Source organism: Serratia sp. TSA_130.1 (genome assembly GCF_052691795.1).
This window is the reverse complement of sequence record NZ_JBQZFS010000007.1, coordinates 181,737-199,758: the sequence shown is the minus strand read 5'-3', so window position 1 is coordinate 199,758 and position 18,022 is coordinate 181,737. Positions and strand designations below refer to the sequence as shown.

The 18,022-nt window shown below is 59.2% G+C and carries 21 protein-coding genes and 1 riboswitch; of the genes, 14 read left to right on the top strand and 7 right to left on the bottom strand.

Features of this window, described 5'->3' with window-relative positions; all coding sequences use genetic code 11:
* Positions 1-3: 3 nt before the first annotated feature.
* From mdtD to baeR, 3 genes are read left to right on the top strand one after another with little or no spacing between them, the layout of a single operon-like run.
* Complete coding sequence (gene mdtD, locus ACUTQY_RS21235) at positions 4-1,434, top strand: multidrug transporter subunit MdtD (protein ID WP_033644060.1); 1,431 nt, start codon at positions 4-6, stop codon at positions 1,432-1,434.
* Positions 1,431-2,813 (top strand): two-component system sensor histidine kinase BaeS, encoded by a 1,383-nt coding sequence (gene baeS / locus ACUTQY_RS21230; protein ID WP_046687631.1) that lies wholly within the window; start codon positions 1,431-1,433, stop codon positions 2,811-2,813. Before mdtD ends, baeS begins: the two co-directional genes overlap by 4 nt.
* Positions 2,813-3,529 (top strand): two-component system response regulator BaeR, encoded by a 717-nt coding sequence (baeR, locus tag ACUTQY_RS21225; RefSeq protein WP_033644062.1) that lies wholly within the window; start codon positions 2,813-2,815, stop codon positions 3,527-3,529. Before baeS ends, baeR begins: the two co-directional genes overlap by 1 nt.
* Here baeR and ACUTQY_RS21220 read toward each other — a convergent pair.
* Positions 3,526-3,708 carry a hypothetical protein gene (locus ACUTQY_RS21220; RefSeq protein WP_046687632.1) on the bottom strand — a complete coding sequence of 61 codons (183 nt, stop codon included), beginning with the start codon at positions 3,706-3,708 and terminating at the stop codon, positions 3,526-3,528. The two genes, baeR and ACUTQY_RS21220, sit on opposite strands and share 4 nt — an antisense overlap.
* 285 nt (positions 3,709-3,993) lie before the next feature.
* Here ACUTQY_RS21220 and ACUTQY_RS21215 point away from each other — a divergent pair, with 285 nt between their 5' ends.
* Together ACUTQY_RS21215 and trhP are read left to right on the top strand one after the other, a co-directional pair.
* Entirely contained in the window at positions 3,994-4,332 is a 339-nt protein-coding gene (locus tag ACUTQY_RS21215) for a YegP family protein (RefSeq protein WP_033644064.1), read from the top strand.
* Between the two features lie 178 nt (positions 4,333-4,510).
* Positions 4,511-5,863: a prephenate-dependent tRNA uridine(34) hydroxylase TrhP gene (gene trhP, locus ACUTQY_RS21210; protein ID WP_046687633.1), complete on the top strand. Its 1,353-nt coding sequence runs from the start codon at positions 4,511-4,513 to the stop codon at positions 5,861-5,863.
* A gap of 216 nt (positions 5,864-6,079) precedes the next feature.
* Here trhP and ACUTQY_RS21205 read toward each other — a convergent pair whose 3' ends face one another.
* The gene (locus tag ACUTQY_RS21205) at positions 6,080-6,301 is read right to left on the bottom strand and encodes a hypothetical protein (RefSeq protein ID WP_127897175.1); all 222 of its coding nucleotides are present in this window, start codon (positions 6,299-6,301) and stop codon (positions 6,080-6,082) included.
* A gap of 29 nt (positions 6,302-6,330) precedes the next feature.
* On the opposite strand from ACUTQY_RS21205, the gene yegS reads away from it, so the two are divergent.
* The 9 genes from yegS to gutQ all read left to right on the top strand — a co-directional run bounded on the left by yegS (position 6,331) and on the right by gutQ (position 13,727).
* Complete coding sequence (gene yegS, locus ACUTQY_RS21200) at positions 6,331-7,236, top strand: lipid kinase YegS (RefSeq protein ID WP_033644066.1); 906 nt, start codon at positions 6,331-6,333, stop codon at positions 7,234-7,236.
* Between the two features lie 261 nt (positions 7,237-7,497).
* Positions 7,498-8,547 (top strand): class I fructose-bisphosphate aldolase, encoded by a 1,050-nt coding sequence (gene fbaB, locus ACUTQY_RS21195; protein WP_046687634.1) that lies wholly within the window; start codon positions 7,498-7,500, stop codon positions 8,545-8,547.
* 236 nt (positions 8,548-8,783) lie between these two features.
* The gene (gene srlA, locus ACUTQY_RS21190; protein WP_020828107.1) at positions 8,784-9,332 is read left to right on the top strand and encodes a PTS glucitol/sorbitol transporter subunit IIC; all 549 of its coding nucleotides are present in this window, start codon (positions 8,784-8,786) and stop codon (positions 9,330-9,332) included.
* A 15-nt stretch (positions 9,333-9,347) separates the two neighbouring features.
* Positions 9,348-10,328, top strand: a complete 981-nt coding sequence (gene srlE, locus ACUTQY_RS21185; protein WP_025303875.1) for a PTS glucitol/sorbitol transporter subunit IIB — start codon at positions 9,348-9,350, stop codon at positions 10,326-10,328.
* Between the two features lie 22 nt (positions 10,329-10,350).
* On the top strand, positions 10,351-10,713 hold the full coding sequence (srlB, locus tag ACUTQY_RS21180) for a PTS glucitol/sorbitol transporter subunit IIA (RefSeq protein WP_004941520.1): 363 nt from the start codon (positions 10,351-10,353) through the stop codon (positions 10,711-10,713).
* Positions 10,714-10,723: 10 nt separating this feature from the next.
* A complete protein-coding gene (gene srlD, locus ACUTQY_RS21175) occupies positions 10,724-11,503 on the top strand; it encodes a sorbitol-6-phosphate dehydrogenase (RefSeq protein ID WP_033644069.1) in 780 nt (259 codons plus the stop codon).
* 46 nt (positions 11,504-11,549) lie between these two features.
* Positions 11,550-11,906: a transcriptional regulator GutM gene (gutM, locus tag ACUTQY_RS21170; protein ID WP_004941515.1), complete on the top strand. Its 357-nt coding sequence runs from the start codon at positions 11,550-11,552 to the stop codon at positions 11,904-11,906.
* 83 nt (positions 11,907-11,989) lie between these two features.
* The gene (gene srlR / locus ACUTQY_RS21165; RefSeq protein WP_033644070.1) at positions 11,990-12,763 is read left to right on the top strand and encodes a glucitol operon DNA-binding transcriptional repressor SrlR; all 774 of its coding nucleotides are present in this window, start codon (positions 11,990-11,992) and stop codon (positions 12,761-12,763) included.
* Positions 12,756-13,727, top strand: a complete 972-nt coding sequence (gutQ, locus tag ACUTQY_RS21160) for an arabinose-5-phosphate isomerase GutQ (RefSeq protein WP_033644071.1) — start codon at positions 12,756-12,758, stop codon at positions 13,725-13,727. Before srlR ends, gutQ begins: the two co-directional genes overlap by 8 nt.
* Before the next feature lie 39 nt (positions 13,728-13,766).
* Here the strand turns inward: gutQ and ACUTQY_RS21155 are convergent, their stop codons facing one another.
* The 5 genes from ACUTQY_RS21155 to ACUTQY_RS21135 form a co-directional block, all read right to left on the bottom strand.
* On the bottom strand, positions 13,767-14,225 hold the full coding sequence (locus ACUTQY_RS21155; RefSeq protein WP_033644072.1) for an inhibitor of vertebrate lysozyme family protein: 459 nt from the start codon (positions 14,223-14,225) through the stop codon (positions 13,767-13,769).
* Positions 14,226-14,308: 83 nt separating this feature from the next.
* Entirely contained in the window at positions 14,309-15,109 is an 801-nt protein-coding gene (gene thiD, locus ACUTQY_RS21150) for a bifunctional hydroxymethylpyrimidine kinase/phosphomethylpyrimidine kinase (RefSeq protein ID WP_025303881.1), read from the bottom strand.
* The gene (gene thiM, locus ACUTQY_RS21145; RefSeq protein ID WP_046687635.1) at positions 15,109-15,900 is read right to left on the bottom strand and encodes a hydroxyethylthiazole kinase; all 792 of its coding nucleotides are present in this window, start codon (positions 15,898-15,900) and stop codon (positions 15,109-15,111) included. Before thiM ends, thiD begins: the two co-directional genes overlap by 1 nt.
* Positions 15,901-15,935: 35 nt before the next feature.
* Positions 15,936-16,032, bottom strand: a riboswitch (TPP riboswitch).
* A gap of 920 nt (positions 16,033-16,952) precedes the next feature.
* Positions 16,953-17,603 carry a hypothetical protein gene (locus tag ACUTQY_RS21140; protein ID WP_072055845.1) on the bottom strand — a complete coding sequence of 217 codons (651 nt, stop codon included), beginning with the start codon at positions 17,601-17,603 and terminating at the stop codon, positions 16,953-16,955.
* 79 nt (positions 17,604-17,682) lie between these two features.
* Entirely contained in the window at positions 17,683-18,009 is a 327-nt protein-coding gene (locus ACUTQY_RS21135) for a hypothetical protein (protein ID WP_128868568.1), read from the bottom strand.
* Positions 18,010-18,022 lie beyond the last annotated feature (13 nt).

Genomic DNA, 18,022 nt, shown 5'->3' with positions numbered 1-18,022 from the left:
CCGATGCTGATGAAACACACCGCCACGGTACGTTGGCAACTCTGGATAGTGGCGTTCGGCTTCTTTATGCAGACGCTGGATACCACTATCGTCAATACCGCCCTGCCCTCGATGGCCGCCAGCCTGGGGGAGAACCCGCTGCGCATGCAGTCGGTGATCGTCGCCTATGTGCTGACGGTGGCGGTGACGCTGCCGGCCAGCGGCTGGCTGGCGGACAAGGTCGGCGTACAGCGGGTGTTTTTCAGCGCCATCGTGCTGTTTACCCTCGGCTCCCTCCTCTGCGCCCGCTCGGCAACCCTGAACGAGCTGATCGCCTCGCGCGTGCTTCAGGGCATCGGCGGCGCGATGATGGTGCCGGTCGGCCGCCTGACGGTGATGAAGATCGTGCCGCGCGAGCAGTACATGGCAGCGATGACCTTCGTGACGCTGCCGGGCCAGATCGGCCCGCTGATGGGGCCGGCGCTGGGTGGACTTCTGGTGCAATACGCCAGCTGGCACTGGATTTTCCTGATCAATATTCCGGTGGGCATCGTGGGCGCCATCGCCACGCTGCTGCTGATGCCCAACTACCAAATGCAGACCCGCCGTTTCGATCTCAGCGGCTTTTTCCTGCTGGCGATCGGCATGGCGTCGCTGACGCTGGCGCTCGACGGCCACAAAGGCATGGGCCTGACCGGCGGCGCCATCGCCGGCCTGGTGGCGCTGGGCGCGGCGGCGTTGTTGGGGTATGTTTGGCATGCCTACGGCAATAGCCGCGCCCTGTTCTCGCTGCGGCTGCTGCGCACCCCGACCTACAAGATCGGGCTGCTGGCCAGTCTGCTGGGGCGCATCGGCAGCGGCATGCTGCCGTTCATGACACCGCTGTTTCTGCAGGTGGGCATGGGCTTCACGCCGTTCCACGCCGGGCTGATGATGATCCCGATGATCATCGGCAGCATGGGCATGAAGCGCATCGTGGTGCAGGTGGTCAACCGCTTCGGCTACCGCAACGTGCTGGTGGCCGCCACGCTGCTGCTGGCGCTGGTCAGCCTGAGTTTCCTGCTGGCGGCGATGCTCGGCTGGCTGTGGCTGCTGCCGGTGATACTGTTCTTCCAGGGGATGGTCAACGCATTGCGCTTCTCGGCGATGAATACCCTGACGCTGAAAGACCTGCCGGACCGGCTGGCCAGCAGCGGCAACAGCCTGTTGTCGATGGTCATGCAGCTGTCGATGAGCCTCGGCGTCAGCGTCGCCGGCATCTTGATCGGCAGCTTCGCCCATCACCAGGCGGTGGCCGACAGCCCGGCCATCCACAGCGCATTTATTTACAGCTACTGCTGTATGGCGTTGATTATCGCCCTGCCCGCGCTGGCCTTCGCGCGCGTGCCGGCGGATAGCGCGCCTAACCGCACGCTGGCCAAAGAGCCGGGCACCGGCTCAACGAGGTTGCAATGAAGATAGGCATTACCGGGAAGCTGTTCCTGGCCATTTTCGCCACCTGCATGCTGGTGTTGATCACCATGCACTGGGGGGTGCGCGTCAGCTTTGAGCGCGGTTTTATCGACTACATCAAGAGCAGTAACGAGCAGCGCATCAACATGCTGAGCGAAGCGCTGGAGGAGCAGTACAGCCATCATGGCAACTGGATATTCCTGCGCAACAACGATCAGGTGGTCTACCAAATCATGCGTTCGTTCGAGCAGAACAGCGACAGCAGCCACAACCTGCCGCCCAAGGGCTGGCGCACCCAGTTTTGGGTGGTGGACAGCCAGTTCAATCGGCTGGTCGGGCATTCCGGCCCGTTGCCGAAAGAGGGGCCGCGCCACCCGATCCGCTACAACAACGAGATCGTCGGTTGGGTGCTCACTACCCCGGTCGAACGCCTGACGCGCAATACCGACATCAACTTCGATCGCCAGCAGCGCCGCACCAGCTGGATCATCGTCGCGCTCTCCACCCTGCTGGCGGCGGCGGTGACCTGGCTACTGTCGCGCGGCATGCTGGCCCCGGTTAAACGCCTGGTGGCGGGCACCCATCGATTGGCGGCGGGCGACTTCACCGCCCGCGTGGCGGTCAGCAGCCAGGATGAGCTGGGCAGGCTGGCGCACGACTTTAACCAGTTGGCCACCTCGCTGGAGAAAAATGAACAGATGCGCCGCGCCTTTATGGCCGACGTGTCGCACGAACTGCGCACGCCGCTGGCGGTGCTGCGCGGCGAGCTGGAGGCGCTGCAGGACGGCGTACGCCAGCCGACGCCCGCGTCGCTCAGCTCGCTGCAGGCCGAGGTGTCCACCCTGACCAAACTGGTCGACGACCTGCACCAGCTTTCGCTCTCCGATCTCGGCGCGCTGGCCTATCGCAAATCGTCGGTGGACTGCGTGCATCTGCTGCAGATCGCCGTCGCCGCCTTCCGCGAGCGCTTTCGCGCCAAAGGGCTGGAGATCGTCACCCATCTGTCGCCCCAGGCGCCGCTGTTCGGCGATCCCGATCGCCTGAATCAGCTGTTCAATAACCTGTTGGAAAACAGCCTGCGCTACACCGATGCCGGCGGCCGGCTGGAAATCAGTGCCGAGCTGCAGCCGGGGCGGCTATCCCTCTGCTGGCAGGACAGCGCGCCAGGCATCAGCGATCAGCAACTGACGCGCATTTTCGAACGTTTCTACCGGGCGGAAGGCTCGCGCAACCGCGCCAGCGGCGGTTCCGGATTAGGGCTGGCGATCTGCCACAACATCGTGGAAGCGCACGACGGGAAAATCCGCGCCGAGCATTCGCCTTTAGGCGGCGTGCGCATTACAGTAGAATTTGCTACCCCGATAAAAAATAAGGCGCCCTGATGGACATTCAGAATCAACCCGTGCAGATCATGATTGTTGAAGATGAGCCCAAGCTGGGCCAGCTGCTGGTGGATTATCTGCAGGCGGCGGGCTACGCCACCCGTTGGCTGACCAACGGCAACGAAGTGGTGCCGACCGTGCACCAGCATCCGCCGGCGCTGATCTTGCTCGATCTGATGCTGCCGGGCGCCGATGGGCTGACGGTGTGCCGCGAGCTGCGCCGCTTCAGCGACGTACCGATCGTGATGGTGACGGCGAAAATCGAAGAGATTGACCGCCTGCTGGGGCTGGAGATCGGCGCCGACGATTACATCTGCAAACCCTACAGCCCGCGCGAAGTGGTAGCGCGGGTGAAAACCATCCTGCGCCGCAGCTATCGGCCGCAGGAGAATGCGCGGGAAGATGACCTGCTGCACATCGATGAACCGCGTTTCCAGGCCAGCTATCAGGGGCAGTTGCTGGATCTGACGCCGGCGGAGTTCCGCCTGCTGAAAACGTTGGCCAGCCAGCCGGGCAACGTATTTTCGCGCGAGCAGCTGCTGAACAACCTGTATGACGACTATCGGGTGGTCACCGACCGCACCATCGACAGCCACATCAAAAACCTGCGCCGCAAGCTGGAGCTGATCGACGGGCAAAAATCCTTTATCCGCTCGGTATACGGCGTCGGTTACCGCTGGGAAGCCGAACCCTGCCGGCTGGTGAATGGGGTTTAGGGGAGAGAATCGACCGCGTTCCACCAAGGCGCGCGGTCAGCCACACCCTGTTGTCGCTCATCCGACAGCAGGAAGTCGTGTGGTAGGGCTGTGTTAGCGATCATTCTCAACAGAGGCTCCCAATCTTTATCGCTGCCCTCGCTTTTATCATTTCCTACTGACCGTTCGATTTTTTCCATCCTTGGCGCTCCTGTGCAAAATTTGCCCTATTTTATCTCTGCGAGGTGAACCCGCCAAGATGAAATCGCGAGTGTTCCACGGCTTAGACGTCCCAAATACTGCACTGCGCAATCACCGCCCCTCCCTTAGCTTCCCGTGCGGCGCCGGGCTTCTCGGGCGAAAACTCCGCGCCGGCGCAAAAAAATTGCGCATTTTTTCGACTAAGCTGCTGTGAGGTTTAGCCACCGATTTTCAAGCGATTGGCTACACTTACATCACGAATCGGAACCTACAGGAGAAGAACCATGGCAATCGGTCATTACGAGCTGAAAAAAGCAAAGAACGGACAGTACCACTTCAACCTGAAAGCCAGTAACGGCGAGATCATTCTGGCCAGCGAGATGTACGCCAGCAAAGCGTCGGCGGAGAACGGCATCGCCTCGGTGCAGACCAATTCGCCGCATGAAGCGCAGTTTGAACTGAAGCACAGCACCAGCAACCAGCCCTACTTTGTGCTGAAGGCCAAGAACCATCAGGTGATCGGCGTCAGCGAAATGTACAGCTCCGAAAGCGCAGCCAAAAACGGTATCCAGTCGGTGATTAAAAATGGCCCGACCACCGATATTCGCGATTTGAGCGCCTGATCTCCCGTTTCGCCCGCGCGGTGGCCGCCATCGCGCGTTTTCCGTTTGACCGGGATCAATCTCCCTTGAATAAATCCGGTTAACTGCTGATTTTTTGCCGCGCCGCGGCTACAATCCCCCGCTTTTACTGCGCCATCAGGTGGCGTGGTGCTGACCTGAAATCAGACCGAGACACACTATGTTTACACCGGAACTTCTCTCCCCGGCCGGAACGCTGAAAAACATGCGTTACGCCTTCGCCTACGGCGCCGATGCGGTTTACGCCGGCCAGCCGCGCTACAGCCTGCGGGTGCGCAACAACGAGTTCAACCACGAGAATCTGGCGCAGGGCATCAACGAAGCGCACGCGCTGGGTAAAAAATTCTACGTGGTGGTCAACATCGCCCCGCACAACGCCAAGCTGAAAACCTTCCTGCGCGATCTGAAACCAGTAGTCGATATGGGCCCGGATGCGCTGATCATGTCCGATCCTGGCCTGATCATGATGGTGCGCGAAGCCTTCCCGCAGATGGACATCCACCTGTCGGTGCAGGCCAACGCCGTTAACTGGGCGACGGTGAAGTTCTGGAAACAAATGGGCCTGACCCGCGTGATCCTGTCGCGCGAGCTGTCGCTGGAAGAGATCGCCGAGATCCGCGCCGAAGTGCCGGACATGGAGCTGGAGATCTTCGTCCACGGCGCGCTGTGCATGGCCTACTCCGGCCGCTGCCTGCTGTCCGGCTACATCAACAAGCGCGATCCCAACCAGGGCACCTGCACCAACGCCTGCCGTTGGCAGTACAAGGCGGAAGAAGGCAAAGAGGACGACACCGGCAATATCGTGCACCTGCACGAGCCGATCCCGGTGCAGACCGTCGAGCCGACGCTGGGCATCGGCGCGCCGACCGACAAGGTATTCATGCTGTCTGAGGCGCAAAAACCAGGCGAATATATGAGCGCCTTCGAGGACGAACACGGCACCTACATCATGAACTCCAAGGATCTGCGCGCCATCCAGCACGTAGAGCGTCTGACGCAGCTCGGCGTGCATTCGTTGAAGATCGAAGGGCGCACCAAGTCCTTTTACTACTGCGCGCGTACCGCCCAGGTCTACCGCCGCGCCATCGACGACGCCGTTGCCGGCAAACCGTTCGATCCGACCCTGCTCACCACGCTGGAAGGCCTGGCGCACCGCGGCTATACCGAAGGCTTCCTGCGCCGCCACGTGCACGAAGCGCAGCAGAACTACGACTACGGCTCTTCGCTCTCCGAGCGCCAGCAGTTCGTCGGCGAGTTCACCGGCGTGCGCCGCGAAGGCTGGGCGGAAGTCGACGTGAAGAATAAATTCTCACTCGGCGACAGCGTCGAGATGATGACGCCGGGCGGCAACGTGCTGTTCACCCTCGAAAGCATGCAAAATAAGAAAGGCGAGCCGATTGAGGTCGCGCCGGGCAACGGCCATATCGTTTATTTGCCGATCCCGCAGGATATCGATCTCAATTATGCTTTGCTGATCCGCAATTTGGCGGAAGAAAATAGCGCCGGAGCCTAACAATGAATCGCCGTCATTCGGCGGCGATTTTTAGCAAATATTAGAATTGGATCACATCAATGTGCCCGCAGCTTGGTTACTATCACGCTGCTTAAAACGAACAACGAAAATATTTGCATAGCAATACTAGGAACCACCTCCTTAGCCGGCCCAATCTCCCTTGGGCTGGCTTTTTCTTTATGGGCCCGCCATTGCCGCCGGCGCGCCTATTTCTCATTACGTTTTCCCGTTATCCATTTTAATAAAAATAATAACGCCACATCGATATATAAATAACGCTATAGCGATTAATCCTGCCGCCATTAAAATTGCGCTTATTGTCAGGTTAAATTCAGATAAATTCGCATCGTCTTCATATTCACGGCGCAATGGGAAATAACCGGAATTAGCTGAATATTCTGATGGCTTGGCGGCCTGGGCTGGTTTATCTTGAGGCATTATTGGTTTTCCGCCGGAGGAGCTCGGCAATGCCTCAACACTCACATGCACCAGCACTGCTTATCATCAACGGCAAGGGCGCCGGCAACGAAGAGCTGCGCCAGGCCGTCAACCGGCTGCGCGAAGAGCAGATAACGCTGCACGTGCGCGTCACCTGGGAACACGGCGACGCCGCGCGCTACGTCGCGGAAGCCGCTCGGCTCGGCGTCGGCACCGTCGTCGCCGGCGGCGGTGACGGCACCATCAACGAAGTGGCCGCCGCGCTGGCGCAACTGCCGGCGCAAGGTCGGCCGGCGCTGGGCATTTTGCCGCTCGGCACCGCCAACGACTTCGCCATGGCCTGCAACATTCCCCTCTCGCCCGAGCAGGCGCTGCAGCTGGCGATCAAGGGCCGCTCGGTGCCTATCGATCTGGCCAAGGTCAACGGCGAGCGCTACTTCATCAACATGGCCACCGGCGGCTTCGGCACCCGTATCACCACTGAAACGCCGGAGAAGCTGAAGGCGGCGTTGGGCGGCGTGTCCTACTTCGTTCACGGCTTATTGCGCATGGATACGCTGCAGGCCGACCGCTGTGAAATCCGCGGGCCGGACTTCCGCTGGGCCGGCGAAGCGCTGGTGATCGGCATCGGCAACGGCAAACAGGCCGGCGGCGGCCAGGAACTGTGCCCCAACGCGCTGATTAACGACGGGCAGTTGCAGCTGCGCCTGCTGATCGCCGATGAACTGCTGCCGGCGCTGGTGGCCGCCCTGTTCAACGACGAAGAGAGCAACAGCATCCTCAGCGCCGCGCTGCCGTGGCTGGAGATCGACGCGCCGCATGAGATGACCTTCAACCTCGACGGCGAGCCGCTCAAAGGCCGCCATTTCCGCATCGAAGTGGTGCCGCAGGCCATCGAATGCCGCCTGCCGCCGAACTGCGCCCTGCTGGGCTAATCCGGCTCTGCGCCCGCTCGCCGCTCGGAACGCCAAGGCAGGCGAGATCGAACAATCAAGCACTTAACGCGCCGGGGGCGATCGCCCCCGCGTATTTGGCCACGCCAATGGCATTTCCTCTCAATCGCATCTATTGTTTGTCCTTGCCGGATCAAGTTCGGTAGCATCGCTTTACAGCTTCAATCACCGCTTTTTTACTACGCCGGTGGTCAAAAACCCTTGCATTGCCGGTGTATGAAGAAGCTTAATCGGGAGTGAATCATGACTGATATTGTGCAGTTGCTAGGAAAGGAAGCGGAAGATCTGCTGCAACACCGCTGTACCACTATCCCCGCCGAGAATCTCTACCTGCCGGGCGCCGACTTCGTCGACCGCGTAATGATCGATAACAACCGCCCCAACAGCGTGCTGCGTTCGATGCAAACCCTGTTCAACCACGGCCGCCTGGGCGGCACCGGTTACCTGTCGATCCTGCCGGTCGATCAGGGCATCGAGCACTCCGCCGCCGCCTCGTTCGCCGCCAATCCGCTGTATTTCGATCCGAAGAACATCGTCGAGCTGGCGATTGAAGCCGGCTGTAACTGCGTCGCCTCCACCTACGGCGTGCTGGCGTCGGTATCGCGCCGCTATGCGCATAAAATTCCGTTCCTGGTCAAACTCAACCACAACGAAACGCTGAGCTACCCGACCCAGTACGACCAGACCCTGTATGCCAGCGTCGAGCAGGCGTTCAACATGGGCGCGGTGGCGGTCGGCGCCACCATTTACTTCGGCTCCGAGCAGTCGCGCCGCCAGATCGAAGAGATTTCGATCGCCTTCGAGCGCGCGCATGAGCTGGGCATGGTCACGGTGCTGTGGGCCTATCTGCGCAACCCGGCGTTCACCAAGGACGGCGTGGACTACCACTCCAGCGCCGATCTGACCGGCCAGGCCAACCACATCGCCGCCACCATCGGCGCCGACATCGTCAAACAGAAAATGGCGGAAAACAACGGCGGCTACCGTGCGGTGAAATTCGGCTATACCGACGATCGCGTCTACACCAAGCTGACCACCGATCACCCGATCGATCTGGTGCGCTACCAGCTGGCCAACTGCTACATGGGCCGCGCCGGGCTGATCAACTCCGGCGGCGCCGCCGGTGAGAACGACCTGCAGGAATCGGTGCGCACCGCGGTGATCAACAAACGCGCCGGCGGCATGGGCCTGATCCTGGGGCGCAAGGCGTTCAAGAAATCGATGAAAGACGGCGTGGCGCTGATCAACGCCGTGCAAGACGCCTACCTGGACAAGAAGGTCACTATCGCCTGATGTGACGGACCGTCTGTCCCAAAGCCCGGCTCGCCGGGCTTTTTTGTGCCCGCCCCCCTAAACCCAACGCCGCCAATCTTATTTTTCTTTCACTTTAAACTTTCAAAATAAAATATTTATCTTTCAAAGTGTGATCTATTTAAAACAAATAGCCCAACAAAGTGACTACTGTAAGGCCCATGGCGACAGAGCCGCCGTTCGCTCCAGGCCATATCAGTCCATTACAGGAGAACATAATGATTGAGCTAATCACCCACGGCGCCGAGTGGTTTATCGGCCTGTTTCAGAAAGGCGGTGAAGTGTTTGTCGGCATGGTGACCGGCATTTTACCTTTGTTGATCAGCCTGTTGGTTATCATGAACGCGCTGATCAAATTTGTTGGCCAGGAACGTATCGAACGATTGGCACAGCGCTGCGCGGGCAACCCCGTTTCGCGTTATCTGCTGCTGCCGCTGATCGGCACCTTTGTCTTCTGCAACCCGATGACCCTCAGCCTGGGGCGCTTCATGCCGGAGAAATACAAGCCGAGCTACTACGCGGCGGCCTCCTACAGCTGCCACTCGATGAACGGCCTGTTCCCGCACATCAACCCCGGCGAACTGTTCGTTTACCTCGGCATCGCCAGCGGCCTGACCACCCTCGGCCTGCCGCTCGGCCCGCTGGCGGTGAGCTATTTCCTGGTGGGGCTGTTCACCAACTTCTTCCGCGGCTGGATCACCGATCTCACCACCAGCCTGTTCGAACGCAAGATGGGCATCCGTCTGGATCGCCAGGTGCAACTTTAATTCGTGGAGTGCAGCATGAGTGCTTATATCCGTATTGAAAAAGGCGCCAGCGGCTGGGGTGGCCCCCTGGAGCTGCCGATAGAGCCCGGCAAGAAAGTGGTGTACATCACCGCCGGCACCCGGCCTTCCATTGTCGATCGCCTCAGCGAATTGACCGGCTGGCCGGCCGTCGACGGTTTCAAAGAGGGCGAGCCGCCGGCAGAAGAGATCGGCGTGGCGGTGATCGACTGCGGCGGCACCCTGCGCTGCGGCCTGTATCCGAAACGCCGCATTCCGACAGTCAACATCCACGCCACCGGCCAGTCCGGCCCGCTGGCGCAGTTTATCCTCGAAGACATCTATGTCTCCGGCGTGCGTGACCACAACATCAGCCGAATCGAAGCGGCAGATAGCCAACCCGCCGCCGCCGTTGCCGCGCCGCCCAAGGCGCGCGACTACGACACCAGCAAGAAGATCACAGAGCAAAGCGACGGGCTGCTGGCGAAGGTCGGCATGGGCATGGGATCGGTGGTGGCGGTGTTCTTCCAGGCCGGGCGCGACACCATCGACACCGTGCTGAAGACCATCCTGCCGTTTATGGCGTTCGTCTCGGCCTTGATCGGCATCATCATGGCCTCCGGCCTCGGGGACTTTATCGCTCACGGCCTGACGCCGCTGGCCAACAGCCCGATCGGCCTGGTGACGCTGGCGCTGATCTGCTCATTCCCGCTGCTGTCGCCGTTCCTCGGCCCCGGCGCGGTCATCGCCCAGGTGATCGGCGTGCTGGTCGGGGTGCAGATCGGCCTCGGCCATATCCCGCCGCAGCTGGCGCTGCCCGCGCTGTTCGCCATCAACGCGCAGGCCGCCTGCGATTTCATTCCGGTCGGCCTGTCGCTGGCGGAAGCCAAACAGGACACCGTACGGGTCGGCGTGCCTTCAGTGCTGGTTGGCCGCTTTCTGACCGGCGCGCCGACGGTGTTGATCGCCTGGGCCGCCTCGGCCTTTATTTATCAATAATTTGATTCCCAGGGAGACGTTTATGCACACCATTTTTCATACCACCATCACGCAGATCGGCGGCTGCGCCCGCGACGCGTTGCTGGACAACATGCTGATCACTTTCCGGGAAGGCGCGCCGGCGGATATCGAAGAGTTCTGCTTTATCCACCGCCACGGCGCGACCGCCGGTGAGCTGCAGGTGGGCGGCGTGATGGAACTGGCGCAGCAGCGCTACGCCATCACCGCCGTCGGCAGCGTCGCCACACAGAATCTGCGCGAACTGGGCCACATCACCGTGCGCTTCGACGGCGAAGCCGAAGCCGAATTCCCCGGCTCGATCCACGTTTCCGGCCCGACGCCGACCGATATCCCGTTGGGCAGCACGCTGTCATTTATCGCATAAGGAGTAGACCATGTCTGAAGTAGCTGTAGTGATCGGCGGCGGCCAAACGTTAGGCGCCTTTTTGTCCCACGGGCTGGCGCAGGCCGGCTATCGGGTGGCGGTGGCCGATCTGAACGCCGACAACGCCAATCGGGTGGCGCGGCAGATCAACGAAGAGTACGGCGCAGGCAGCGCCTGCGGTTTTCAGGCCGACGCCACCGACGAGCAGAGCGTGATCGCGCTGGCGGCGGCGGTTGACCGGGAATTTGGCCAAACCAACCTGCTGGTCTACAGCGCCGGCATCGCCAAGGCGGCGCCGATCACCGACTTCCCGCTGGGCGACTTCGACCGCTCGCTGCAGGTGAACCTGGTGGGCTATTTCCTCTGCGCCCGCGAGTTCTCGCGCCTGATGATCCGCGACGGTATCGCCGGGCGCATCATTCAGATCAACTCCAAGTCCGGCAAGGTCGGCAGCAAGCACAACTCCGGCTACAGCGCCGCCAAGTTCGGCGGCGTGGGGCTGACGCAGTCGCTGGCGCTCGATCTGGCGGAATACGGCATTACGGTGCATTCGCTGATGCTCGGCAACCTGCTGAAATCGCCGATGTTTCAATCGCTGCTGCCGCAGTACGCGCAAAAATTGGGCATCGCGCCGGACCAGGTGGAGCAGTACTACATCGACAAAGTGCCGCTGAAGCGCGGCTGCGACTACCAGGACGTGCTGAACACCCTGCTGTTCTACGCCAGCGATAAGGCCTCTTACTGCACCGGCCAATCGATCAACATCACCGGCGGCCAGGTGATGTTCTGACGCCACCGACGCCCCCTTCCGCGGAAGGGGGCATAAGGAGAACCCCATGACACAAGCTTTGATCGCCTTCGCGCTGCTGGCCTGGCTGCTGCAAATCGCCTTCGGCTGGTGGCAACTGCAACGTTTCAACCGCGCCTTCGACGGCTTATGCCGACTGGGTGCCGTCGGCGTCGGCCGCTCCGGCGGCCGTTTTCGCCCGCGGGTGGTGCTGGCGCTGGCCTTCGACGCCGATCGGCGGGTGTGCGGCAGCCTGTTGCTGCGCGGCCTGACCGTTTTCGCCCGGCCCCGCCCGCTGCCTCATTTGCACGGTTTGCATCAGCGGGATTTGCGCCCGGATGTGATCTTCCCCGAGGATCGCGCATGCCAGTCTGCACTATCGTTAGCGATTGAACCCAAATCGTGATATTTTCACATTAAAAGGCATTACCTTTCATAGTGAATTATTCAGCGAGGGGAAATGCCCCACTCTTGTGAACGGGAATCGCGATGAAACCAAAGCAGCGGCAGGCCGCTATCCTTGAATATCTGCAGCAGCATGGCAAAACGGCAGTGGACGCCCTGGCCGAGCATTTCTCCACTACCGGCACCACCATCCGCAAAGATCTTACCCTGCTGGAAGAAGAAGGTGAGGTGATCCGCACCTACGGCGGCGTGGTGCTCAGCCGCGACGACGGCGATCAGCCAATCGACCGTAAAACCCATATCAACACCGAGAAAAAACGCCGCATCGCCAGCGCCGCCGTGGCGCTGATCGCCGACGGCGACTCGCTGATCTTCGACGCCGGCAGCACGGTGCTGCAGATGGTGCCGCACCTGGCGCAGTTCAATAACATCACGGTGATGACCAACAGCCTGACCATCGTCAACGCGCTGGTGGAACTGGACAACGATCAGACCATCCTGATGCCCGGCGGCACCTACCGCAAAAAATCGGCCTCGTTCCACGGCAGCCTGGCCGAATCGGCGTTTCAGCAATTCAGCTTCGACAAGCTGTTTATCGGCGCGGACGGCGTCGATCTCAACGCCGGCGTCACCACCTTCAACGAAGTGCACAACGTCAGCAAAGCGATGTGCGAAGCCGCCGGCCGCATTATTTTGTTGGTGGACTCCTCGAAATTCGGCCGCAAGAGCCCGAACGTGGTGTGCGAACTCAGCGCCGTCGATACGCTGATCACCGACCGAGACATCAACCCCGATTACCTCGCCGCCCTGCAGGCGAAAGGCATCAATATCATTCTGGTAGGAGACCCCGATGAGTAACGCCAACGCCCTGCTCGCCTTCGCCCGCGAAACGCTGGAGATCGAGTTGACCGAAGCGCAGCGCCTGCTGGCGCGCCTGGATGACAATTTCGTCTGCGCCTGCGAGCTGCTGCTGAACTGCCGCGGCAAAGCGGTGATTTCCGGCATCGGCAAGTCCGGCCATATCGGCAAAAAAATCGCCGCGTCGCTGGCCAGCACCGGCACGCCGTCGTTCTTCGTTCATCCGGCGGAGGCGCTGCACGGCGATCTCGGCATGATCGGCGCCGAGGACGTGGTGGTGTTCATCTCCTATTCCGGCCGCGCCAAAGAGCTGGACCTGATCCTGCCGCTGCTGGCGGAGAACGGCATTCCGGTGATCGCCATCACCGGCGGCAAAGAGTCGCCGCTGGCGCAGGGCGCGGCCTGCGTACTGGATATCGGCGTCGAGCGCGAAGCCTGCCCGATGGGGCTGGCGCCCACCTCCAGCGCGGTCAACACCCTGATGATGGGCGACGCTCTGGCGATGGCGCTGATGCGCCAGCGCGGTTTCAATGCGGAAGACTTCGCCCGCTCGCACCCGGGCGGCAGCCTGGGGGCGCGCCTGTTGAACCGCGTGCATCACCTGATGCGCACCGGCGATCGCCTGCCGCGCGTGAGCGAAAGCGCCAACGTGATGGAAGCGATGCTGGAACTGAGCCGCACCGGGCTCGGGTTGGTGGCGGTGTGCGACGCGCAGCAGCGGGTAGTGGGCGTGTTTACCGACGGCGACCTGCGCCGCTGGCTGGTGAAAGGCAACAGCCTGCAGGACCCGCTCAGCCCGGCGATCACCCGCCCCGGCTATCGGCTGCCGGAGCAGTGGCGCGCCGGCGAAGCGCTGGAAGCGCTGCACGAACAGCACATCAGCGCGGCCCCGGTGGTCGATATGGACGGCGTGCTGGTGGGGGCGCTCAACCTGCACGATCTGCATCAGGCCGGCATCGGCTGATCGACGCCGGGGGCGACATTGTCAGCGCCCCCGGTCAGATCATTTCCAGTCGGGATTGTTCTCGAACTGCTGCTTAAGCAGCGCTTTCATGTCGTCATCCGGCTTGCCGAGCCACTGGTACTTGGCGTATTTCTTCGGATGATCGACGGCTTCCGGCCGATCTTCCACTTCCACCCGCACGCCCCAGGCCTGGGATTTATCCGCGCTGAACGCCACGATCAAAAAGTTGTTGCCGCAGTCGTGCGGCTTGCACAGGTTGCCGACCAGATACTCTTTGCCCTTCCAGCTCAAGTTTTGCGCCGGCGTAGAGGTGCCGACGCCCTTGCGCGCCCAGCCCGGCATCCGCGCCTGGCCTTTGACCATGTTTTGCCAGCTGGCCTGATACCCCGGCTGCTGAATCAAATCCGATGTGGTGACGATCTGCTGAGCGAAGCTGCCCGCGCTGAAGCTGAGCAGTGCGCCGAAGAGGGCGCAACGCAGCGCCTGGTGTCCCGTCATAGTCCTTCTCCCTAGGTTAAATCAGGTTTCGCCCGTAAACCGGGCCTGAACTAGTCAGACCACGGTTGCGGCAAAAAGTTGACTCACCACCAGGCGTGAAAATGATGCACCGGCCCGATGCCGTGCCCCACTTCCAGCGTGTCCGCCTGTTGCAGCGCGTGTTGCAGGTAGTCCTTGGCGGCGGCCACCGTGGCCGCCCAGTCGGCATGGCGCGGGCGCAGCGCCGCCAGCGCGGCCGAGAGCGTGCAACCGGTGCCGTGGGTGTGGCGGGTGGCGACGCGCGGCGCCGTAAAGCGCTGCTCGCCTTCGGCGGTAAACAACCAGTCCGGGCTCTCGCTTTCGCTCAGGTGGCCGCCCTTCATCAGCACAGCCCGACAGCCCATCGCCAGCAGCGCCCGCCCCTGCTCGCGCATCTGCGCTTCATCTTCCGCCGGCGCGCACGCCAGCAGCGCCGCCGCTTCCGGCAGGTTCGGCGTAATGATCGACACCAGCGGCAACAGCTCGCGCCGGATAGACGCCACCGCCTCCGGCGCCAACAGCGGATCGCCGCTTTTCGCCAGCATCACGGTATCCAGCACCACGAATTCCGGCCGGTAATGGCGCAGCCGTTCGGCCACCGCCTGCACGATGTCGGCGTTGGCCAGCATGCCGATCTTGACGCTGTCGATGCGCACGTCGCTGAACACCGAGTCCAGCTGCGCGGCGACGAACGCCGGATCGATGTAATACACCGACTGCACGCCGCGGGTATTTTGCGCCACCAGCGCGGTGATCACCGAGGTGCCGTAGGCGCCGAGCGCCGAGAAGGCCTTCAAATCGGCCTGAATACCGGCGCCGCCGCTGGGATCGGTGCCGGCGATGGTCAGCGCGTTAATGCGTTTCATCACAGATCCTCCCCGCGCAGTTGATACAGCGCATCGAGGAACGCCGGCGTAAAGCTGCCCGGCCCGCCGGCCTGTCTGGCCGCGAGACCGCCGCAGTGGGACATCACCCGGCAAGCGGTCGCCACGTTGTCCAGGCGATCGCCCGGCAGGGCGCAAAACGCCGCCACGACCGCCGACAGCGCGCAGCCGGTGCCCACCACCCGCGTCATCAGTGGGGAACCGCCTTCGATCGCCCAATCGCGTTGGCCGTCGGTGACGTAATCCACCGCGCCGGTGACCGCCACCACCGCGCCGCTGCGCTGCGCCAGCTCACGCGCGGCGGGCAAGGCCGCCAGCGAATCGTCGCCGCTGTCCACGCCGCGGCCGCTGGCCAGCAACCCGCTGAGCGCCATGATTTCCGAGGCGTTGCCGCGTATCGCCGCCGGTTTCTCGTCCAGCAGCTGTTTGGCGAAGGCGGTGCGGTAGGAGAGCGCGCCGACCGCCACCGGATCCAGCGTCCAGGGCTTGCCGGCCCGATTGGCGGCGGCCACCGCCGCCCGCATCGATTCGGCGCGCAGCGCATTGAGGGTACCGACGTTGATCAGCAGGCCGTCGGCCAGCGCGCTGAACTGCGCCGCCTCTTGCGGCTCCACCACCATCGCCGGGGAGGTGCCGAGCGCCAATAGCACGTTGGCGGTCAGCGATTGCACCACTTCGTTGGTCAGGCAGTGGATCAGCGGAGGCCGCTGTTGGAATTGGGTCAGACAGGCCGCGGCGCGGGCGCCGGGTAGTGCATCAGGTCGAGCGATCATATTCCTCCCAACCGGCGTTCAAGAAGGCGGCGCCGGTTGAGCGGCCGTGACTTCCCTACGCTGGCATTATCCAGATCAGGTAATACGGGTATTTCTCAGCCTTCACGCGGAAGGGCACCCCGAGTCATTTGTAAAACAAAATCAAAAGTTTGTGATTAACGTCCCGTTAATCCCTATTCTGGATCATGCCAGTGGGAAGCCAAAGACTCAACCCTAAAAAATCCTCTGTGTCCCAGTTTGTGTCTCACGTTGTATCCCACAGATAAATGGCAGGCACAAAAACCGCCCATAAGGCGGCTTAATAAAATTAATTCAGTTGTGAGGATTTAAAATAAATCTATTTTCTGCAAACGTTTTCTTCATACAGTCGAAGTGCTTTTGCCAATTCCAATTGGAATACAAAGGACAGACGGGAACGGCTGATCTTAATACCGTCAATAATGATGTATGAAGGGTAAACAGTGACCATACGCCTCATGTATTGGAAGTGTTTAGGCTAGTTTGACTTATCGTTATTCATTGTGTGCCATCCGTCTGGGCGGGGGTAATCCCGGCAACGGATGATTGATATAAATTTAAAAAAATAAATAAGTTAATTTAAAACCAAATCCAGAGGTGTACACTGACGAGCCTCCCTCAGCCTACCATATACCCGAAATAAAATGGGGTGGGTTATGGTCCTCATAAGTGGGAAAATATCTAGGAGTTTGGGCAGTTCTGCCAGGCAGGGTAACCAGACACTCAGATGTGAGTGTGCTATTGTCTAAAAGTCGTAAGCTAGTAAATTAATATGAAAAGGCGAGCTATTAGGCTCGCCTTTCTACTTTTGTAGAATCTAATCACTAGCAATTAGAACACGTTAACAATATAAATTCAGGAGTAAACCGAGTCAAAAAAAATACCTTTCAGGGTGGCGTTTACGAGGATGAATGGTTTTTACATTACATTCACCCTTGAACATACATTCATTTAAAGGAAAGATAAAAGACTATTTTTTGATTTTTCGATAAAATCAGACTTACGTCTTATAGTAAGTCTGATTTTAAAATAGATCATTTTTTGTCGGTTATAGCAGGGACACCTTTAATCGTAAATTTTTTATCACCACCATAATATAATGGTGATTTAAAATAAGGCCCTTTATTAACAATCACAGCAGTTTGGATTAAACCATCAATGGCATCAGCTAGGCCATCATCTAAAAAAGCGATAGAATCATCACCTTGTGGATATCCTTCTGTTATGACCTGACATTCGATATAAGGATGACCAATGCACTCTATTAAGTAGCGCTCAAAGACCTCTCGAGGTAGAGCTAGTCCAAATTCACGCCAAGCATATTTCCGCCCCCAATAGTAGCCATCGGACTCAGAATGCTTTACCCTCGAATCATTTTTCCCTTTATTTTCATCATGTTTCTGTTTAGACATATTACGAGCATATTGATAGCTAAAGTCTTTGTCTAGAACAGATGACTTTGATAAACATGATGTATCAATAGTCTTTATACCATTATGCTCAGTGAATCCAATATTATATCTTTCTCCTTCGATGACTACATCCTCAATGTTGGCTTCAAACTGATAGGTAGTGTCAGTTGTTGCTGGCTGGAAAGTATGGAGATAACGGCCATTTCCTAAGTCATGCTTTTGATAATTTGTAATTATCAGATCATGAATAGTCTTTAGCTCTCGTGATTTCATAAAACACCCCTAAGTTAAATCATGTTTGAACATAAACTTAAATTGTTATTCTGTTGAATAGGCAATCAAGGCAAATCTATTAAAATTTATCACGTGCATAAATTATCATTTTTCTTGAGCGAGATATTAATTTTTCGAGTTCTTTTGTCTCTCGATCAACTTTGTAATGATCACAAATTGTTTCTTTTGAACATGTAATCGCCAGAGCCTCTGAAAACTCTAAGTTTGTTAAAAAACTTGGGTGAATATTCTCAATAAATTCATTATCAATCAGAAAATTATTTACTTCAGATAGAAAAGTATCAGCATTGTTGCAAACTGAATCAGGCAAATCAAATTCAACTATTTGATTGCTACATTCTCGGTCTCGCCACACTGAAATTTCAACAAGATTTTGATCTAACATACAAACCTCTTTT

Bases quoted from the DNA above. Each gene is read 5' to 3' on its own strand.
- ACUTQY_RS21135 (WP_128868568.1), bottom strand. From the start codon at position 18,009: ATGTTAGATCAAAATCTTGTTGAAATTTCAGTGTGGCGAGACCGAGAA.
- ACUTQY_RS21215 (WP_033644064.1), top strand. From the start codon at position 3,994: ATGGCAATCGGTCATTACGAGCTGAAAAAAGCAAAGAACGGACAGTAC.
- srlR (WP_033644070.1), top strand. From the start codon at position 11,990: ATGAAACCAAAGCAGCGGCAGGCCGCTATCCTTGAATATCTGCAGCAG.
- gutM (WP_004941515.1), top strand. From the start codon at position 11,550: ATGACACAAGCTTTGATCGCCTTCGCGCTGCTGGCCTGGCTGCTGCAA.
- trhP (WP_046687633.1), top strand. From the start codon at position 4,511: ATGTTTACACCGGAACTTCTCTCCCCGGCCGGAACGCTGAAAAACATG.
- mdtD (WP_033644060.1), top strand. From the start codon at position 4: ATGCTGATGAAACACACCGCCACGGTACGTTGGCAACTCTGGATAGTG.
- ACUTQY_RS21220 (WP_046687632.1), bottom strand. From the start codon at position 3,708: ATGGAAAAAATCGAACGGTCAGTAGGAAATGATAAAAGCGAGGGCAGC.
- ACUTQY_RS21155 (WP_033644072.1), bottom strand. From the start codon at position 14,225: ATGACGGGACACCAGGCGCTGCGTTGCGCCCTCTTCGGCGCACTGCTC.
- thiM (WP_046687635.1), bottom strand. From the start codon at position 15,900: ATGATCGCTCGACCTGATGCACTACCCGGCGCCCGCGCCGCGGCCTGT.
- yegS (WP_033644066.1), top strand. From the start codon at position 6,331: ATGCCTCAACACTCACATGCACCAGCACTGCTTATCATCAACGGCAAG.
- baeS (WP_046687631.1), top strand. From the start codon at position 1,431: ATGAAGATAGGCATTACCGGGAAGCTGTTCCTGGCCATTTTCGCCACC.
- srlB (WP_004941520.1), top strand. From the start codon at position 10,351: ATGCACACCATTTTTCATACCACCATCACGCAGATCGGCGGCTGCGCC.
- ACUTQY_RS21140 (WP_072055845.1), bottom strand. From the start codon at position 17,603: ATGAAATCACGAGAGCTAAAGACTATTCATGATCTGATAATTACAAAT.
- ACUTQY_RS21205 (WP_127897175.1), bottom strand. From the start codon at position 6,301: ATGCCTCAAGATAAACCAGCCCAGGCCGCCAAGCCATCAGAATATTCA.
- srlA (WP_020828107.1), top strand. From the start codon at position 8,784: ATGATTGAGCTAATCACCCACGGCGCCGAGTGGTTTATCGGCCTGTTT.
- gutQ (WP_033644071.1), top strand. From the start codon at position 12,756: ATGAGTAACGCCAACGCCCTGCTCGCCTTCGCCCGCGAAACGCTGGAG.
- fbaB (WP_046687634.1), top strand. From the start codon at position 7,498: ATGACTGATATTGTGCAGTTGCTAGGAAAGGAAGCGGAAGATCTGCTG.
- srlD (WP_033644069.1), top strand. From the start codon at position 10,724: ATGTCTGAAGTAGCTGTAGTGATCGGCGGCGGCCAAACGTTAGGCGCC.
- srlE (WP_025303875.1), top strand. From the start codon at position 9,348: ATGAGTGCTTATATCCGTATTGAAAAAGGCGCCAGCGGCTGGGGTGGC.
- baeR (WP_033644062.1), top strand. From the start codon at position 2,813: ATGGACATTCAGAATCAACCCGTGCAGATCATGATTGTTGAAGATGAG.
- thiD (WP_025303881.1), bottom strand. From the start codon at position 15,109: ATGAAACGCATTAACGCGCTGACCATCGCCGGCACCGATCCCAGCGGC.